Below are 16,223 nucleotides of genomic sequence, written 5' to 3' on the forward strand. Positions count from 1 at the left end.
CGGAACAAAGTGTGGCAGGCCCAGTATTCCAACGGGTTAAGACCCGGTTGCCAGGTCCACACGCGCCGCCACCGGCAGATGGTCGCTGCCCGTCTGCGGCAGCGTCCAGGACGTGACCGGCTCCACACCCTTGACCATGATCTGGTCGATACGCGCCATCGGGAACGACGCCGGCCAGCTGAAGCCGAAGCCGCTGCCCGCCGCGCCCTGGGTGGAGCGCATCTGGGCGGTCACGGCGTTGAGCGCGCGGTCGTTCATGGTGCCGTTGAGGTCGCCGAGCAGGACGACCCGGGTCAGCTGCTCGTCGGCGATGGCCTCGCCGAGCGCGTCGGCGCTGGTGTCGCGCTGCCGGGCGGTGAACCCGGCCTCCAGCTTCACCCGGACCGAGGGCAGGTGGGCGACGTAGACGGCGAGCTGTCCGCCCGGTGCGGTCACCGTGGCGCGCATGGCCCGGGTCCAGCCCAGCTTGATGTCGACCGGCCGGATGTCACTGAGCGGGTACTTGCTCCACAGCCCGACCGTGCCCTGCACCGAGTGGTACTTGTACGTCGACGCCAGCGCCGACTCGTACGTCGGCACCGCGGCCGCCGTCAGCTCCTCCAGCGCCACCACGTCCGCGCCGGACGCGGCCACGTCCCGGGCGGTGCCGGACGGGTCGGTGTTGTCGGCGTTGACGTTGTGCGTGGCGACGGTCAGTTCGCCGCCGGTCGCGGCCGCCTTGTCGGTGAGCAGTCCGCCGAAGAGGTTCAGCCACACGATCGCCGGGAGCAGCACGGCGATGAGCGCGGTGGCGGACCTGCGGACGAGGGCCAGCAGGAGCAGCAGCGGGACGAAGACGCCGAGCCAGGGCAGGAACGTCTCGGTGAGGCTGCCGAGGTTGCCCACGCTGTTCGGGATGTGCGCGTGGACCAGCATGACCATGGCGAGCAGCACCGCGACGGCGGCCAGGACGATGCCGCGCCGCCAGATCCGGGGGTCGCCGCGCCAGCCGTGCGTCGCGCGGGCTGTCAGGCGCCGAAGCCGAGATGCCGGGCGCTCGGGACCCGAGTCGCCGTTGTCCGTCTCCGTCACGTACGCCTGCTGCGCCATACCGTCGCCTCGCTACCTGCCGTGCACACCGTCGTCCCCCGTGCCCTACGACCCTAGGGGATGATCGGCTCCGTTCAACGCCGCCCCATGACGGCCGTACGGGCACTTAGGACGAACAAGTCGGCGCCGCGGGTTCCGGTTTCTGCCGGTGCGCGAGTGCTCTGTGACGAAACGCGCACATTCGGGCTATGGGGCGGGGGAGCTGACGGGTCGTAGCCCTTCGAGCGTCGTGTCGACGATCTGCTCCGCGAGACCTTCGGGCAGGTCGGCGTCCGGGCGCAGGAGGGAACGGACCAGCATGGGGCCGACGATGATGTCGTGCATCACCTCGACGTCGACGTCCGCCCGGAGTTCGCCGTTCTCCTGGCCTCGGCGCAGCACGTCCAGGCCGAGTCTGCGGCGGGGCGCTGTGACGGCGTTGTGGTAGGCGGCCCAGATGCGAGGGCTGCTCTTCATCTGCGCGTGGACATTGTGCAGGATCGCCGAGGAGCGGCTCGCCAGGCCACGCCGGCGCAGGGTTTCCAGCAGCACGACGAGGTCGTCGCGCAGCGAGGTGCCCGGGAGTTCGGGGTCGTCGGGCTCGGCGGTGCGGATGACGTCGACGAAGAGTTCCTCCTTGCCGCTCCAGCGGCGGTAGATGGTGGCCTTGCCGACGCCGGCGGTGCGGGCGATGCGCTCGATGGAGAGTTCGGCGAGGGGGACGCCGTCCTCCAGGAGTTTCATCGTGCCCTCGATGATGGCGCGTTCCACGGCCTCGCTGCGGGGGCGTCCGCGGGCGGGCCCCTCTGGCCGGGGGCGGCTTTCGGCGAGGCTCACTGTCCTGTGTCCTTTCGTTGGCCTGGAAGATTCTCCAGGGTGTACGACGGTTCCACCTCGGCGGCGCGACCGCCCGCGTCCGGTTCCTTGGCCTTGCCCGGCAGGAACAGCGCCACCACCACCGCCCCGGCCAGGGCGACGCCCGCCCCGCACAGCGCGGTGACGTGCATGGCGTGCAGGAAGGCGTCGTTGGCAGGGGTCACCAGGGCCCGCCCCTCGGGGCCGAGCCGTGCCGCGGCGGCGAGGGTGGCCTCGATGGATTCGCCGGCGGTGTGGCGCGCGGCACGGGGGAGTCGGGTCAGCTCGTCCTTGATCGAGGTGCGGTAGGCGGTGGACAGGACCGAGCCCAGGACCGCGATGCCGAGGGCGCCGCCGACCTGGCGGAAGGTGTTGCTGAGGGCGGAGGCGGAACCGGCCTTCTCGCGGGGCAGGGCCTGCATGATGACGACGCTGACCGGCGTCATGATGTGCGCCATACCGGTGCCCATGAGGAAGAAGACGACCTCCAGGATCCAGATGGGCGTGTCCGCGTCCAGCGTGGCGAACGCGGCCAGCATCGCGGCGATGAGCAGCATGCCGCCGGTAGTGGTGGCCCGGTGGCCGAAGCGGTCGACGACCAGCCGGGCCCGCGGCGCGAAGATCATCTGGGCGGCGGCCAGCGGGAGCATCAGCAGACCGGTCTCCAGCGGCGAGTAGCCGCGCACGCTCTGGGTGTAGAAGACGGCGAAGAAGGTCACGCCCATCAGCGCGAAGAAGACCAGCGCGATGACGGAGATCGCGGCCGAGAACACCTTGCTCTTGAAGTAGGTGACGTCGATGGACGGGTGGTCGCTGCGCTTCTCGAAGACGACGAAGGCGGCGAGGACGGCGAGTCCGGCGCCGATGGTCGCCAGTACCGCCGGGTCCGCGAAGTCGGCGAGCTGGCCGCCCTTGATGATGCCGTAGACGAGCAGGACGAGCCCGACGACGGACAGCAGCACGCCGACGGGGTCGATCCGGCCGGGATGCGGATCGCGGGAGTCGGGCACCAGCCACAGCATCAGACCGATCGCGAGGATCACGATCGGCACGTTGATGAGGAACACCGAACCCCACCAGAAGTGGTCGAGCAGCACACCACCGGTGATCGGGCCGATGGCGATGGCGAGGCCGACGCCGCCGGCCCAGATGCCGATGGCCTTGGGCTGCTCGTCGCGCTCGAAGACGTTCATGAGGACGGCGAGCGTGGCCGGCATCACGAAGGCGGCGCCGAGGCCCATCACCGCGCGGAAGGCGATGAGTTCGGCCGGCGATCCGGACGAGGCGGCGAGGGCGGAGCCGATGCCGAACACGACGAGCCCGCCGAGCAGGACCCTCTTGCGGCCGAGCCGGTCCCCGAGCAGTCCCGCACTGAACAGCAGGCCCGCGAAGACGAGGGTGTAGGCGTTGATCGCCCACTCCAGCTCGCTCTGGGTGGCGCCCAGACCGGTCGGGGCGGGCGTGGAGATCGTCTTGACGGCGACGTTCAGGATCGAGTTGTCCAGCACCACGATCAGCAGGCTCAGCATGAGGACGCCGAGTATGAGCCAGCGGCGCCGGTGCACCGCTTCCGGTATGCGGGGGCGGGGGACAGCCGGTGTAGTCATGCCGTCGAGCCTAGGCACTTTACGATACGAGACGGTGCCGTATCGTAAAGTTTTACTCAGCTCTTACGTGACCGGGGTTCGGGGGTCCCCTAGCCCTCGATGGCACGAGGTGCCACCATGGGAGTGATCCGGGGACGCCGTCAGGGCGCCTCGAGATGACGTAAGGAGCCGTTGCAATGACGCAGCTTTCGGCTGCCCGGACTGCACAGCAGAAGCCCTCCGACGGCAGCAAGGCGCTGTACGGGGGCAAGGGCACCCGCCGTATCACGGTTCGTGACATCACCGCCGCCAAGGAGCGCGGCGAGAAGTGGCCCATGCTCACCGCCTACGACGCGATGACCGCGTCCGTCTTCGACGAGGCCGGCATCCCGGTCATGCTCGTCGGCGACTCGGCGGGCAACTGCCACCTGGGGTACGACACCACCGTGCCCGTCACCCTCGACGAGATGACCATGCTGTCCGCCGCGGTCGTACGGGGTACGAAGCGTGCCCTGATCGTCGGCGACCTGCCGTTCGGCTCGTACCAGGAGGGTCCGGTGCAGGCGCTGCGCTCGGCGACCCGGCTGGTGAAGGAGGCCGGCGTGCAGGCCGTGAAGCTGGAGGGCGGCGAGCGGTCTCACGAGCAGATTCGGCTGCTGGTCGAGTCCGGGATTCCGGTGATGGCGCACATCGGACTGACGCCGCAGTCCGTCAACGCGATGGGGTACCGCGTCCAGGGGCGCGGCGAGGAGGCGGCGGCGCAGCTGCTGCGGGACGCCAAGGCCGTGCAGGACGCGGGGGCGTTCGCGGTGGTGCTGGAGCTGGTGCCGGCCGAGTTGGCGGGCGAGGTGACGCGGACGCTGCACATCCCGACGGTCGGGATCGGTGCGGGGGCGGAGACGGATGCGCAGGTGCTGGTGTGGACCGACATGCTCGGGCTGACCGGGGGGCGGGTGCCGAAGTTCGTGAAGCAGTACGCCGATCTGCGTGAGGTCATGGGGAACGCGGCGAAGGCGTTTGCGGAGGATGTTGTCGGCGGGGTGTTCCCGCTTGAGGAGCACTCCGTCCACTGAGCCACCATCAACGGGACGGCCCGCCGATCTTCCCCCGTCGGCGGGCCGTCCTCCCTTTGCGCCTAAACCGGCGCCGCTCTCGCGGACCTGGTTGCTCGCCGTCGTGGTTCCTCAATTGATGGTTGCGGTGCTCGTCGGGGAATTGTCGGTGGTGTCGGCAGGATGTCGGTCGTTTGTCGGTGGCGTCTGAAACCGTCGCCCCCATGACACGAATCGACAAGAACCCCGGCGGCAGTGAAGTGGCCGTCACCGTGCGGGGGCTGGTCAAGCACTACGGCGAGACCAAGGCGCTGGACGGCGTCGACCTGGATGTGCGTGAGGGCACCGTGATGGGAGTGCTCGGGCCGAACGGGGCCGGGAAGACCACCCTCGTACGGATTCTGTCCACGCTGCTGGCCCCGGACGCCGGGCAGGCGACCGTCGCCGGCTATGACGTCGTACGGCAGCCCCGGCAGCTGCGTCGGGTGATCGGGCTCACCGGGCAGTACGCCTCCGTCGACGAGAAGCTCCCGGGCTGGGAGAACCTCTATCTGATCGGACGTCTGCTGGACCTGTCCCGCAAGGAGGCCCGCACCCGCGCCGACGAGCTGCTGGAGCGGTTCTCGCTCACCGATGCGGCCAAGCGGCCGGCGGCGACGTACTCCGGCGGTATGCGGCGGCGGCTCGACCTGGCAGCCTCGATGATCGGGCGCCCGGCCGTGCTGTTCCTCGACGAGCCCACCACCGGCCTCGACCCGCGCACCCGCAACGAGGTGTGGGACGAGGTGAAGGCCATGGTCGGGGACGGGGTCACCGTCCTGCTGACCACGCAGTACATGGAGGAGGCCGAGCAGCTCGCCTCCGAGCTGACCGTCGTCGACCGCGGGAAGGTCATCGCGAACGGCGGGATCGAGGAGCTGAAGGCCAAGGTCGGCGGGCGGACGCTGCGGGTGCGGCCGGCCGATCGGGCGCAGCTGCGGCCGCTGGCCGACGCGCTCGACGAGCTGGGCATCACCGGGCTGGCCACGGCCACCGTGGACACCGAGGGCGGCACCGTGCTGGTGCCGATCCTCAGCGACGAGCAGCTGACCGCCGTGGTCGGCGCCGTCACCGCGCGCGGTATCACCCTCGCGTCGATCAGCACCGAACTGCCCAGCCTGGACGAGGTGTTCCTGTCCCTCACCGGCCACCGCGCCAGTGCCCCGCAGGACGCCGTACCCGCCGACGACCGCGAGGAGGTCGCCGTATGAGCGCCGCCACCACCGTGAACACCGCCGACGCACGCATCCCGCTGCGCGGGCACCTGCGCCACACCGGGGCGCTGATCCGCCGCAACCTGCTGTGGATCCGGCAGGACCCCGAGTCGATGTTCGACGCGCTGCTGATGCCGGTCGTCTTCACCCTGCTGTTCGTGTACGTCTTCGGCGGCTCGATCGGGCAGGCCCTGGGCGGCGGGCAGGACGGGTACGTGCAGTACGTGATCCCCGGCATGATCGCGATGATGAGCATGACGCTCTCCCAGGGCGTCGGCACCGGCTTCAGCCAGGACTTCAACTCCGGTGTCATGGACCGTTTCCGGTCGCTGCCGATCGGGCGCGGCTCGGTGCTGTTCGCGAAGATCTCGGTCGAGCTGGTCCGGATGCTGTTCGCGACGACCGTGCTGATGATCGTCGCCGTCCTGGTCGGCTTCGACATCACCAACTGGCTCGGCGTGTTCGCGGCCGTGGGCCTGTCGACGGCGTTCGCCTCGTCGATCATGTGGGTGTTCCTCACCTTGGGCGTGATCCTGAAGAACGCGCAGTCCGTGCAGGCGATGGGCTTTCTGGTGCTGTTCCCGCTGCAGTTCGGCTCGTCGATCTTCGCGCCGACGGAGTCGATGCCGGGCTGGCTGCAGGCGTTCACCGACTACAACCCGCTGTCCACGCTCGCGGACGCGGCCCGCGGCCTGATGGTGGGCGGCCCGGTCGCGCACGACCTGTGGGTGACGCTGGGCTGGTCGGCGGCGATCACGGTGGTGATGGCGCCGGTCGCGATCCACAAGTTCAAGACGAAGAGCTGAGCCGGTCACACCAGGGCGGTGGCCTCCTGCGGGGAGAGGCCGCCGCCTTCGGCGTACGCCGCCGTGTACTCCTCGGCGGTCAGCGCGGCCCGTACGGCGGCCGTGGCGCGGTCGCGGGCCATGCGCTCCAGGGACGAGTGCACATGGCCGGGCGGCAGCAGCGCGTCGGCCGCGCCCAGGCAGCGGGCGGCGTCGCGTCCGCCGTCGCTGCCGGCCATCGCCAGGGCGGCGATGACGAGGTACGAGGAGAACAGTTGCGGGGCCATCGCCTTCGACAGCGGGTCGTCGGCCTGCGCGAGGCCGAGCCGGATCTTCTCCCTGGCCTGCTCGTAGCGGCCGTCGACGGCGTCCACCCACGCCTCCTGACCGAGGATGAACGCGTCGAAGACGACGAAGTGGGCGATGGTGAACTCCTCGCGCAGCGCCCGCAGATGCTCACGCGCCTCGGCGGTCCGGCCGGTGCAGCTGAGCCATCCGGCGAGGACGACCCGGGCGAACGGCATCGCCTCGTTGTGCGCGCCCTCCCCGCCGTCGAGCACCTCCCGCAGCAGGCGCTCGCCCTGCTCGGCCTCTCCCGACTCCAGCACCGCGCTGGCCAGCCGGGCGGTGAGGACGGCGTGCTGGGCGCGGGCGCCGAGCCTCCGGGCGTGTTCCATGGCCGCCTCGTAGTCGGCGGCGGCCGCGAGGTACCGCCCCTTGCGCTCGTGGGCCTCGGCACGCGCGGAGAGTGACTCGGCGCTGCCCCAGGCGTCGCCGAGGCGCTGGTATATCTCCAGCGACTCATCGGCGTCCCGCTCCGCCTCGTCCGCCCGGTCGGACCGGTTGGCGAGGATGTTGGCGCGGATCTGGAGGCTGGCGGCCAGTTCCCAGTCGTAGCCAGGGGCCGCGCGGCAGGTGGCGACGGCGGCATCGAGGAGCGTGGCCAGCCGGTCCATGTCACCGGTCAGCATCACGGCGTAGTAGGACAGCATGCCGGGGGTGCGGCAGGTCTGCGGGAGTCCCGGTTCGTAGGCCTCGGCGATCGTCCGCAGCTTGCGCTGGGCCTCGGGGGTCTGCCAGGCCTCCAGCTCGGTGTCCATGCAGGCGAGATGCCCCAGGTGGACCCCGCGCCGGGCCTCCTCGAGGACCTCCCCCGTCATCGGGGGCGGCTCGGCGGTGCAGCGCTGCCACACCGGAGCGGCCTTGCGGACCGGCTCGGCGAAGGGGTCGGGGCCGAGGTCCATGACCGCGCGGCACCAGTGGCGGGCCTCGATGCGCAGGTCGCGCATCTGCCAGTACCAGGCCAGCGACAGCGCCAGGCACAGCCCCTCCTGCTCGTCGCGTTCGGCGACGGCGTGCCGCAGTGCGGTGCGCAGGTTCTCGTACTCGCGTTCCAGCCGCTCGATGGCGTCGAGCTGACCGGGGCCGCGCAGCAACGGGTCGGTGGTGCGGGCGAGTTCGCGGTAGTACGTCAGATGCGCGCGCTCGGTGTCGCGGCGCCGGCCGGCCTCGTCGAGCCGTTCGCCGGCGTACTCGGCGACGGTCTCCAGGAGCCGGTAGCGCATCTCGCCGTCGCCAGCGGGGGCGGCCACGACGAGCGACTTGTCGACGAGGGAGCCGAGCGCGTCCAGGGCGGCGGGCCCGCACACGGCCTCGGCGGCGGCGAGGTCGCAGCCGCCGGCGAACACCGACAGGCGGCTGAGGACGTCCCGTTCGTCCTCGTCGAGCAGGTCCCAGGACCAGTCGACGACGGCACGGAGTGTCTGCTGGCGGGGCAGCACGGTCCGGCTGCCGGAGGTAAGGAGGCGGAAGCGGTCGTCGAGCCGGTCGGCGATCTGGCGGGGCGTGAGCATCCGCAGCCGGGCGGCGGCGAGCTCGATGCCGAGCGGCAGCCCGTCGAGCCGTCGGCAGATCTCCGCGCACGCCTCGGGATCGTCGTCGACACGGAATCCGGGCCGGGCGGCCGCCCCGCGGTCGGCGAGCAGCCGCAGCGCGTACGGCTCCGGCAGCGGCTCCACCGGCCGCAGCACCTCCCCCGGTACACCGAGGGGTTCGCGGCTGGTGGCCAGCACGGTCAGGTCGGGGCAGCGTGCGAGCAGCTCCTCGACGAGCCGGGCGGCGGCGTCGACGACGTGCTCGCAGTTGTCGAGGACGATCAGCATGCGGCGGCGGGCGCAGTGCTCGACGAGACGTTCGACGGGGTCGTCGTGGCGGTCGCCCGCGGCGGCCCGGAGCTCCTCGGCACCGGCTCCGTGCAGCACGGTCTCGCGGGCGCCGATCGCGGTGAGCACGGCCTCGGGGACGGCGGCGGGGTCGTCGACCGGCGCGAGCTCGGCGAGCCAGACGCCGTCGCGGGCCGCGTCCCGTACGGTCTCGGCGGCCTCCTGCGACAGCCGGGTCTTCCCGGCACCGCCGGGCCCGAGCAGCGTGACGAGGCGGGCGGTGGCGAGGTCGCTGCGAATGGCCTCGATGTCGTCGTCGCGGCCGACGAATGAGGTGAGGCGGGCGCGCAGGTTGCCGAGCGGGCGGGGCTCGGCCGGGCGTTCGTCCTGGTGCCGGAGCAGCTCGGCATGCAGCGCCCGCAGCTCCGCTCCCGGCTCGGAGCCGAGCCGGTCCGCGAGCAATTGTCGTACGTCTTCATAGGCGGCCAGCGCTTCAGCGGCCCGCCCGGCGTCGCGCAGGGCGCGCAGGCGCAGGGCCTGAAAGGGCTCGTCCAAGGGATGGCTGTCGCACAGGGCGGTCAGCTCGGGTAGGGACTGTTCGGCCTGGCCGAGGGCGAGGGCGGCGGCGTGGCGGGCGCGGAGGGCGTCCAACCGCCGGGTCTCGCAGCGGGCCGCCTCTGCGGTGCGGTCGGGGAGGTCGGCGAGGGCGGGGCCGCGCCACAGGGCGAGGGCGTCGTCGAGGACGACGGCCGCCTTGGCGGGGTCGCCGTCGGCGAGGGCGCCCATGCCGTCGCCGACGAGCCGTTCGAAACGGTGCAGGTCGATGTCGTCGCCCGAGGCGGCGAGCCGGTACCCGCCCTCCACGGACTCGACGGCATCCGCCCCGAGCGCCCTGCGCAGCCGCCCCACCAGCGCCTGCAGCGCCCCCGTCGCATCAGCGGGCGAATCCCCGTCCCACACCTCGTCGACCAGGAGACTGACAGGCACGGTACGCCCAGGCCGCAGGGCCAGCACGGTCAACAGGGCACGCAACCGCGCCCCACCGACCGGAACGGCCGTGCCGTCGGGGCGGAGCGCCTGGGTGGTGCCGAGGATGCGATAGCGCACGGGGTCCATTGTCACCGGGGACGCACCGGCGCCGCCTCCGGGTTTACACGGGCATGAACTGTGAAGAGGCGTATCCGTTCGGGGCATCCGGTGGATACGGTCTACCCGGCCCAGCCGTCCGTCCACCACTTCAGGAGCCCTCCCCATGACCACTGCCGCCACGCGCCGCAGCGACCGGCGGATCAGCCCCGTCTTCCTCGGGATCCTGGCCGTGACGGCGGTGACCGGATGGGCCACCTGGACCGGGTTCGCGGAGCAGCCCGGGGTGGCCGTCTTCCTGTTCGTCACGGGCGCCTGGATCGTCTCCCTCTGCCTGCACGAGTACGCGCACGCGCGTACCGCCCTGCACAGTGGCGACATCACCGTCGGGGCGAAGGGCTACCTGAGCCTGAATCCCCTCGCTTATACGCACGCCCTGCTCAGCATCGTGCTACCCGTGCTCTTCGTGATCCTGGGCGGGATCGGGCTGCCGGGCGGTGCCGTCTTCATCGAGCGGGGCCGGATCCGGGGGCGGTGGCGGCACAGTCTGATCTCGGCGGCGGGTCCGCTGACGAACGTGCTGTTCGCGGCCGTGTGCACGGCGCCGTTCTGGCTGGACGCGCTGGACGGCGTACCGCGCGACTTCCAGTACGCCCTCGCCTTCCTGGCGCTGCTCCAGGTGACGGCCGCGATCCTGAACTTCCTGCCGGTGCCGGGCCTGGACGGCTACGGCGTCATCGAGCCCTGGCTGTCGTACAACGTCCGCCGCCAGGTGGAGCCGCTCGCGCCCTTCGGACTGCTGCTGGTGTTCGCGCTGCTGTGGATCCCGGCGCTGAACGGCGTGTTCTTCGACCTGGTCGACGCCGTGCTGCGGGGTCTCGGGATCGACGACGTCGGCCCGTCCTGCGGCTACGAGCTGTACCGCTTCTGGCTCGGCACCGACGAGTACTGCTCGGTCAGCCCGTGACCGACGAGTTGCGCTGCGCGCTCCGGCCGCGCTTCAGGTAGTACCAGGCCATGTTCGACGACAGTCCCGCGAGCAGCACCCACACGATGCCCAGCCAGCTGCCCTGCGCGAAGGAGATGACGGCCGCGGCGACGGCGAGGACGCAGACGGCGAGGGCATAGAGGGCGAGACGGGGCATGGCGTTCGGCTCCTGTCGGGGGACACTGCTGGCATTGCTGGAGACCACCAGTGTCCCCCATGGGGTCATACGTCCGTGACGCGCAGTCCCGCGTGCGCCTTGTAGCGGCGGTTGACGGAGATCAGGTTGGCGACCAGCGACTCCACCTGGTGGGCGTTGCGCAGCCGGCCGGCGAAGATGCCGCGCATGCCGGGGATGCGGCCGGCCAGCGCCTGCACGATCTCGACGTCGGCCCGCTCCTCGCCGAGGACCATGACGTCGGTGTCGATCTCCTCGATCTCCGGGTCCTGGAGCAGCACGGCGGACAGATGGTGGAAGGCGGCGGTGACCCGCGCGTCCGGCAGCAGCGCGGCGGCCTGCTCGGCGGCGCTGCCCTCTTCGGGCTTCAGCGCGTAGGCGCCCTTCTTGTCGAAGCCGAGCGGGTTGACGCAGTCGACGACCAGCTTGCCGGCCAGCTCGGCGCGCAGGGACTCCAGGGTCTTGCCGTGTCCCTCCCACGGCACGGCGACGATCACGATGTCGCTGCGCCGCGCGCACTCGGCGTTGTCGGCGCCCTCGACGCCGTACCCCAGCTCCTCGGCGGCGGCCTGTGCGCGCTCCGTCGCCCGGGAACCGATGATCACCTTCTGGCCGGCCCGGGCGAGCCGGTAGGCGAGGCCCTTGCCCTGCGGCCCGGTCCCGCCGAGCACGCCGACCACCAGCCCGGAGACGTCGGGCAGGTCCCAGGGGTCCTTGGCGGGGGCCTTCGCGGGCTTCTGTGCAGCACTGTCGGTAGAGGTCATGGGCCGACTTTACGTCCGGCCCCGCGACGTCACAGGGTCAGGTGAGCTCCGTCACGGGGACCCGCAGGAAGCTGATCGTCTCGTACGCGCCGAAGTCGCCCGTCTCGTAGAGGAGTCCGACGGTGGACGCGTCGACGCGCACGAGGTCGCTGTACGCGGCCGGCAGGCCGTCGGCCGTGAACACCGGGCGCCAGGTCCTGCCTCCGTCGGCGGAGGCGCGGAGGGTCATCAGGGCGCGGCCGCGGGCGGCAGGACCGGAGAAGAGCAGGATGTCGGGGTCGCGGAGTTGGAGGACGCTCGCCTGGCAGACGGGGGCGGTCAGCCCGGCCTGCGGACGGAACGGCTTCGCGAGGGTCCTGCCGCCGTCCTCTGAGTGGGCGTCGGCCCGGTTGCCGGGTGAGCGGGAGTCGGTGCGGGTGTTGAAGTAGACGCGGCCGTCGGGGAGTTCGGCGGCGGTGGTCTCGTTGACGTTGACGTAGTCGTCGTCGCTGTCGTCGATGTAGCCGAGGTACCAGGTCTCGCCACGGTCGTCACTGAGCAGGCAGTGGCCGCCGTTGTACCGGGGCTCGTTGCCGAGGTCGGTGCCGGCCGGCGGCAGCGTGTGGTTGCCGGGGACGACGACCCGGCCGGTGCTCAGCTGGATGCCGTGGCCGGGGGTGGTGGCGTACCAGCGCCAGCCGGGCTGCTTCACCTGCTCGGTGATCTCCCTTGGCTCCGACCACGTCTGACCGTCGTCGTCGCTGTGCTGCACCCACACCCGGCGCCCGTCGGCCTCCTTCACCTCGCCTCGCACGATGAGCTCCTCGGCGGCCGCCGCGGCGGAACGGACGTGGACGAGCAGGATGCGGCCGGTGTCGAGGACGACCGGGGCCGGGTTCCCGGCGAGGTCGGTGCCGTTGTCCGCGACCACCTGCAACGGGCCCCAGGTGCGGCCGCCGTCCGTGGAGCGCTTCAGCACGATGTCGATGTTTCCCCAGTCGTGCGCGGACTCGACCCGGCCCTCGCAGAAGGCGAGGAGGGTGCCGGAGTCCGTCCGTACGACCGCCGGGATCCGGTAACTGGCATAACCCTCGCGGCCGGCGCGGAAGGGGACGGTTGCTGCTGACATGGGCGACTCCTCGGGGTGACCGTTCGCGGGATTGCGGCCCTGTGCCCATCTTGGGCGAATTCGCGGTGAACTCCGGGTCACGAGTGCCCTGTTACGGCAGGATACGGCCGTATGGATGCCGTACGGGTCGCGTTGCTGCGTGAAGTGCTCGCCGGGACCGAGTGGTTGGGGGCCACCCGGCGGTTCGCGGGGGTACTGCGCGGGTCGGTGGTGTCGCACGGGGGCGGGCTGCTGCTCGTCGGCACACCGGAGTACGAGCCGTGGCATCTGGCGGCCCACCTGGTCGACGAGGCGGCCTGGTCGGGTACGCCCGAGCTGGCCCCCACCCTCGTCCGGCACGATGCACGCCCCTCGGATCCGGCGCATCTGGCGGTCGGGCTGGGGCGCATCGAGGCGGCCCGGCGTGGTGAGACGCTGCTGGTGGTGTCGCCCGAGGGCCCGGGTGCACCGCTGTTGGAGCGGGTGCACGACGCGCGGCGGGCCGGGGCGACGGTGCTGGCCCTCGGTCCGGCCGACGGGGACCTCACCGCGATGGCGCACGAGACGCTGGCCGTGCGGGAGGAGTCCGAGCTGGACCTGGACACCGTGCAGCACCTGGTGAGCGCGGCGGCCGGGGAGAACGCGCTGCCCGCGGCGCGGGGGCGGCGGCTGAGGGACCGGCTGGCGAGGCTGGCGGACGAACTGACGGCGCCGCCGCCTGCCCGCTGGTGACCCTCCGTAGGCGGTCGAAAAACGGTTGCCCACAGCTCCCCCGCCCGCGGAGCATGACGGTTCGTGACCGACGAACCTCCCTCCGGCCTACGCGCCCTCCTGCCGGACCTCGCCCCCTGGCGGGCCTCCGCCGACTTCCGGCGGCTGTGGCTGTCGGGGCTGATCTCGAACTTCGGGAGCTTCCTGACGTTCGTCGCGCTGCCGGTGCAGATCAAGGAACTCACGGGGTCCGCGGCGGCGGTCGGGGCGATCGGTGCCGTGGAGCTGATCCCGCTGATCGTCTTCGGGCTGTACGGCGGTGCGCTCGCGGACGCGCTCGACAAGCGCGGGCTGATCATCTGGACCGAGGCGGGACAGGGGCTGCTCAGTGCGGTACTGCTGGTGAACGCACTGCTTCCGCAGCCCGCCGTGTGGCCGCTGTATGCCGTGGCCGCCCTGTCCTCGGCTCTCGTCTCCGTACAGCGCCCCGCGCTCGACTCGCTCTGGCCGCGGATCGTCGCCCATGAGCACCTACCGGCCGCGACCTCCCTCAACTCCCTGCGCTGGACGGTCGGCGGGGTCGCGGGCCCGGCCGTGGCGGGTGTGGTGGTGGCGTACGCGGGGCTCGGCTGGGCCTACGCGGCCGACCTGGTCACCTTCGTCGTCTCGGTCGCGCTGATCACCCCTCTCGCCTCCTCCCCCGCCTCGCACGAGGCGGCGAAACCCTCGCTGCGGGCCATCGCCGAGGGCGCCCGGTACGCCTGGAGCCGCAAGGAGCTCCTCGGGACCTACGCCGTGGACCTCGCCGCGATGTTCCTGGCGATGCCGCTGGCCCTGCTGCCGTTCCTGGCGGACGAGCTGGACGCCGAGTGGTCGCTGGGGCTGATGTACGCGTCGGTGCCGCTCGGTTCGCTGCTGGTGAGCGTGACCAGCGGCTGGACCGCGCGGATCCACCGGCACGGCCGGATGGTCGTCCTCTCGGCCGCTCTGTGGGGTGTGTCGATCGCGGCCGCCGGAGTCGTCGGCAACGTGTGGCTGGTGCTGCTGTGCCTGACCGTGGCCGGCGGCTGCGACATGGTCAGCGGGATCTTCCGCGGGGTCATGTGGAACCAGACGATCCCGGACGAGCTGCGGGGCCGGCTCGCCGGGATCGAGCTGCTGTCGTACTCGGTCGGACCGACCCTCGGCCAGGTCAGGTCGGGCGGTTTCGCCGCGTGGTGGGGCGTGCGGGCGTCGGTGTGGTCGGGCGGGCTGCTGTGCGTGGGCGCGGTGGGGCTGCTCGCCCTGTGCCTGCCGAAGCTGATGACGTACGACGCCCGGACGAGCGAGCACGCGGTGCGGGTTCGCGCCCAGCGGGCGGCGACCAAGGCTTGATCAGTCGTCGTCCGTGCCGGTGGGGGCGTCGTGCCACTTGGGGTCGGTCTCCCACTCGAGGTTGCGCTCGCGGGCGGTCTCCATCGCGTGCTCGGCCTCCGCGCGGGTGGCGTACGGCCCGAAGCGGTCCTTGGCGGGGCATTCCGGCCCTTCCTCGACCTTCTTGTGCAGCAGGCAGTAGTACCACTCGCCCGGCTTACCGACCGTGCGCTTCTTGAACAGGGCCATGACCGGCTCCTTTCGCCAGGGACATGGTCTCGTATGCCCGCTGGTTAGACTCCCTGATATGTCTGGCCAGTCGCTGCTCGTCCCAGGGGAGCTGTCTCCCACCCGTTCCGTGCCCGGAAACATCCGGCGCCCCGAGTACGTCGGCAAGCCCGCGCCGACCCCGTACGCGGGACCGGAGGTGCAGACCCCGGAGACGATCGAGGCGATGCGCGTCGCCGGCCGGATCGCCGCGCAGGCGATGGCGGAGGCGGCGAAGCTGATCGCGCCGGGTGTGACCACCGACGAGCTGGACAAGGTGGCGCACGAGTACATGTGCGACCACGGCGCCTATCCCTCGACGCTCGGCTACCGCGGCTTCCCGAAGTCCCTGTGCACGAGCATCAACGAGGTCATCTGCCACGGCATCCCCGACTCCACGGTGCTGCGGGACGGCGACATCATCAACCTCGACGTCACCGCGTACATCGGCGGGGTGCACGGCGACAACAACGCCACGTACCTGGTCGGCGACGTCGACGAGGAGAGCCGTCTGCTGGTGGAGCGCACGCGCGAGTCCCTCAACCGCGCGATCAAGGCGGTCCGGCCGGGCCGCCAGATCAACGTCATCGGCCGGGTCATCGAGTCGTACGCCAAGCGTTTCGGCTACGGCGTGGTCCGCGACTTCACCGGCCACGGCATCAACTCGTCCTTCCACTCGGGCCTGATCATCCCGCACTACGACAGTCCGCACGCGACGACGGTCATGCAGCCCGGGATGACCTTCACGATCGAGCCGATGCTGACGCTCGGCACGCACGAGTACGACATGTGGGACGACGGCTGGACGGTCGTGACGAAGGACCGCAGGCGGACTGCGCAGTTCGAGCACACGCTGGTGGTGACGGACACGGGAGCGGAGATTCTGACGCTGCCTTGACCGGCCCCTCTGTGCAGGCCCGCTCTCTTCGGAGGGCGGGCCTTTTTGGGTGGTTTCCGGGACGATTCGGGTACACATTTACCGACAGCGAGTCGGCAACAACATTGACTTAGGTAAGCCTAACCATAGAGAA

At 71.3% G+C, this 16,223-nt stretch carries 15 protein-coding genes; 7 read left to right on the top strand and 8 right to left on the bottom strand.

Annotated elements, in window-relative coordinates; all coding sequences use genetic code 11:
* Positions 1 to 36 precede the first annotated feature (36 nt).
* From ACFVJQ_RS14800 to ACFVJQ_RS14810, 3 genes are all read right to left on the bottom strand, one after another.
* Positions 37 to 1,089 (bottom strand): endonuclease/exonuclease/phosphatase family protein, encoded by a 1,053-nt coding sequence (locus ACFVJQ_RS14800; RefSeq protein ID WP_385511885.1) that lies wholly within the window; start codon positions 1,087 to 1,089, stop codon positions 37 to 39.
* 186 nt (positions 1,090 to 1,275) lie between these two features.
* The gene (locus tag ACFVJQ_RS14805; protein WP_385511887.1) at positions 1,276 to 1,905 is read right to left on the bottom strand and encodes a TetR/AcrR family transcriptional regulator; all 630 of its coding nucleotides are present in this window, start codon (positions 1,903 to 1,905) and stop codon (positions 1,276 to 1,278) included.
* On the bottom strand, positions 1,902 to 3,530 hold the full coding sequence (locus tag ACFVJQ_RS14810) for an MFS transporter (RefSeq protein WP_385783902.1): 1,629 nt from the start codon (positions 3,528 to 3,530) through the stop codon (positions 1,902 to 1,904). The genes ACFVJQ_RS14805 and ACFVJQ_RS14810 overlap by 4 nt, the downstream gene beginning before the upstream one ends.
* A 176-nt stretch (positions 3,531 to 3,706) precedes the next feature.
* Between ACFVJQ_RS14810 and panB the strand changes: the two genes are divergently transcribed.
* The 3 genes from panB to ACFVJQ_RS14825 all read left to right on the top strand — a co-directional run bounded on the left by panB (position 3,707) and on the right by ACFVJQ_RS14825 (position 6,620).
* Positions 3,707 to 4,582, top strand: a complete 876-nt coding sequence (gene panB / locus ACFVJQ_RS14815; protein WP_385511890.1) for a 3-methyl-2-oxobutanoate hydroxymethyltransferase — start codon at positions 3,707 to 3,709, stop codon at positions 4,580 to 4,582.
* A gap of 203 nt (positions 4,583 to 4,785) precedes the next feature.
* Entirely contained in the window at positions 4,786 to 5,811 is a 1,026-nt protein-coding gene (locus ACFVJQ_RS14820) for an ATP-binding cassette domain-containing protein (RefSeq protein ID WP_385511892.1), read from the top strand.
* Complete coding sequence (locus ACFVJQ_RS14825) at positions 5,808 to 6,620, top strand: ABC transporter permease (protein WP_385511894.1); 813 nt, start codon at positions 5,808 to 5,810, stop codon at positions 6,618 to 6,620. The genes ACFVJQ_RS14820 and ACFVJQ_RS14825 overlap by 4 nt, the downstream gene beginning before the upstream one ends.
* 5 nt (positions 6,621 to 6,625) lie before the next feature.
* Here the strand turns inward: ACFVJQ_RS14825 and ACFVJQ_RS14830 are convergent, their stop codons facing one another.
* Complete coding sequence (locus ACFVJQ_RS14830) at positions 6,626 to 9,877, bottom strand: BTAD domain-containing putative transcriptional regulator (protein WP_385784315.1); 3,252 nt, start codon at positions 9,875 to 9,877, stop codon at positions 6,626 to 6,628.
* 136 nt (positions 9,878 to 10,013) lie between these two features.
* On the opposite strand from ACFVJQ_RS14830, the gene ACFVJQ_RS14835 reads away from it, so the two are divergent.
* Positions 10,014 to 10,814 carry a site-2 protease family protein gene (locus ACFVJQ_RS14835; protein WP_385511895.1) on the top strand — a complete coding sequence of 267 codons (801 nt, stop codon included), beginning with the start codon at positions 10,014 to 10,016 and terminating at the stop codon, positions 10,812 to 10,814.
* On the opposite strand, the gene ACFVJQ_RS14840 is transcribed toward ACFVJQ_RS14835, so the two are convergent.
* From ACFVJQ_RS14840 to ACFVJQ_RS14850, 3 genes are all read right to left on the bottom strand, one after another.
* Positions 10,804 to 10,992 carry a hypothetical protein gene (locus ACFVJQ_RS14840; RefSeq protein WP_385511897.1) on the bottom strand — a complete coding sequence of 63 codons (189 nt, stop codon included), beginning with the start codon at positions 10,990 to 10,992 and terminating at the stop codon, positions 10,804 to 10,806. The two genes, ACFVJQ_RS14835 and ACFVJQ_RS14840, sit on opposite strands and share 11 nt — an antisense overlap.
* Before the next feature lie 65 nt (positions 10,993 to 11,057).
* Positions 11,058 to 11,774 carry an NADPH-dependent F420 reductase gene (gene npdG / locus ACFVJQ_RS14845; protein WP_385783909.1) on the bottom strand — a complete coding sequence of 239 codons (717 nt, stop codon included), beginning with the start codon at positions 11,772 to 11,774 and terminating at the stop codon, positions 11,058 to 11,060.
* Positions 11,775 to 11,811: 37 nt separating this feature from the next.
* Positions 11,812 to 12,882, bottom strand: coding sequence for an exo-alpha-sialidase (locus ACFVJQ_RS14850; RefSeq protein ID WP_385511901.1), 1,071 nt, complete (start codon positions 12,880 to 12,882; stop codon positions 11,812 to 11,814).
* A gap of 111 nt (positions 12,883 to 12,993) precedes the next feature.
* On the opposite strand from ACFVJQ_RS14850, the gene ACFVJQ_RS14855 reads away from it, so the two are divergent.
* Both ACFVJQ_RS14855 and ACFVJQ_RS14860 read left to right on the top strand, forming a co-directional pair.
* Entirely contained in the window at positions 12,994 to 13,593 is a 600-nt protein-coding gene (locus tag ACFVJQ_RS14855; protein WP_224735135.1) for a hypothetical protein, read from the top strand.
* Between the two features lie 63 nt (positions 13,594 to 13,656).
* Complete coding sequence (locus ACFVJQ_RS14860; protein WP_385783913.1) at positions 13,657 to 14,946, top strand: MFS transporter; 1,290 nt, start codon at positions 13,657 to 13,659, stop codon at positions 14,944 to 14,946.
* Here ACFVJQ_RS14860 and ACFVJQ_RS14865 read toward each other — a convergent pair whose 3' ends face one another.
* Entirely contained in the window at positions 14,947 to 15,174 is a 228-nt protein-coding gene (locus ACFVJQ_RS14865; protein WP_385783916.1) for a hypothetical protein, read from the bottom strand.
* 58 nt (positions 15,175 to 15,232) lie between these two features.
* On the opposite strand from ACFVJQ_RS14865, the gene map reads away from it, so the two are divergent.
* The gene (map, locus tag ACFVJQ_RS14870; RefSeq protein ID WP_385511906.1) at positions 15,233 to 16,090 is read left to right on the top strand and encodes a type I methionyl aminopeptidase; all 858 of its coding nucleotides are present in this window, start codon (positions 15,233 to 15,235) and stop codon (positions 16,088 to 16,090) included.
* Positions 16,091 to 16,223 lie beyond the last annotated feature (133 nt).

Source organism: Streptomyces sp. NPDC127197, from assembly GCF_042672405.1.
In the GTDB taxonomy this organism is placed as follows: domain Bacteria; phylum Actinomycetota; class Actinomycetes; order Streptomycetales; family Streptomycetaceae; genus Streptomyces; species Streptomyces flavusporus.

Excerpts from the sequence above, each read along its gene's own strand:
- ACFVJQ_RS14840 (WP_385511897.1), bottom strand. The coding sequence starts at position 10,992 with ATGCCCCGTCTCGCCCTCTATGCCCTCGCCGTCTGCGTCCTCGCCGTC.
- ACFVJQ_RS14820 (WP_385511892.1), top strand. The coding sequence starts at position 4,786 with ATGACACGAATCGACAAGAACCCCGGCGGCAGTGAAGTGGCCGTCACC.
- ACFVJQ_RS14830 (WP_385784315.1), bottom strand. The coding sequence starts at position 9,877 with ATGGACCCCGTGCGCTATCGCATCCTCGGCACCACCCAGGCGCTCCGC.
- npdG (WP_385783909.1), bottom strand. The coding sequence starts at position 11,774 with ATGACCTCTACCGACAGTGCTGCACAGAAGCCCGCGAAGGCCCCCGCC.
- ACFVJQ_RS14800 (WP_385511885.1), bottom strand. The coding sequence starts at position 1,089 with ATGGCGCAGCAGGCGTACGTGACGGAGACGGACAACGGCGACTCGGGT.
- ACFVJQ_RS14825 (WP_385511894.1), top strand. The coding sequence starts at position 5,808 with ATGAGCGCCGCCACCACCGTGAACACCGCCGACGCACGCATCCCGCTG.
- panB (WP_385511890.1), top strand. The coding sequence starts at position 3,707 with ATGACGCAGCTTTCGGCTGCCCGGACTGCACAGCAGAAGCCCTCCGAC.
- ACFVJQ_RS14850 (WP_385511901.1), bottom strand. The coding sequence starts at position 12,882 with ATGTCAGCAGCAACCGTCCCCTTCCGCGCCGGCCGCGAGGGTTATGCC.
- ACFVJQ_RS14810 (WP_385783902.1), bottom strand. The coding sequence starts at position 3,530 with ATGACTACACCGGCTGTCCCCCGCCCCCGCATACCGGAAGCGGTGCAC.
- ACFVJQ_RS14855 (WP_224735135.1), top strand. The coding sequence starts at position 12,994 with ATGGATGCCGTACGGGTCGCGTTGCTGCGTGAAGTGCTCGCCGGGACC.
- ACFVJQ_RS14835 (WP_385511895.1), top strand. The coding sequence starts at position 10,014 with ATGACCACTGCCGCCACGCGCCGCAGCGACCGGCGGATCAGCCCCGTC.
- ACFVJQ_RS14865 (WP_385783916.1), bottom strand. The coding sequence starts at position 15,174 with ATGGCCCTGTTCAAGAAGCGCACGGTCGGTAAGCCGGGCGAGTGGTAC.
- map (WP_385511906.1), top strand. The coding sequence starts at position 15,233 with ATGTCTGGCCAGTCGCTGCTCGTCCCAGGGGAGCTGTCTCCCACCCGT.